Source organism: Paraburkholderia sp. SIMBA_053 (assembly GCF_046534895.1).
In the GTDB taxonomy this organism is placed as follows: Bacteria; Pseudomonadota; Gammaproteobacteria; order Burkholderiales; family Burkholderiaceae; genus Paraburkholderia; species Paraburkholderia caledonica.
The window spans coordinates 1-249 of record NZ_JAWRXU010001318.1; the positions used below are offsets into that span (position 1 = coordinate 1).

At 61.4% G+C, this 249-nt stretch carries 1 pseudogene; it reads left to right on the plus strand.

Going from position 1 to position 249, the window contains the following annotated elements:
* Positions 1 to 249, plus strand: a pseudogene (locus SB753_RS39895) (LysR family transcriptional regulator); the annotation flags it as partial.

Consider the following 249-nt stretch of genomic DNA (forward strand, 5'->3'; position numbering starts at 1 on the left):
GTGCGCGGCGCCTGCGTATCTGGAACGCGCGGGCATTCCTCAGACGCTCGAAGACCTCGACCAGCACAAGGCGGTGAATTATTTTTCGAGCCGCACGGGCCGGGTTATGGACTGGTCGTTTCTCGTCGACGGCAAGGAAGTCGAGGTGAAAATGAAGAGCGTGGTGTCCGTCAACGACGCGGATGCGTACGTGACGTGCGGCCTCGAAGCCTTTGGCCTGATCCAGCCGCCGCTCTTCATGGTGCTGCC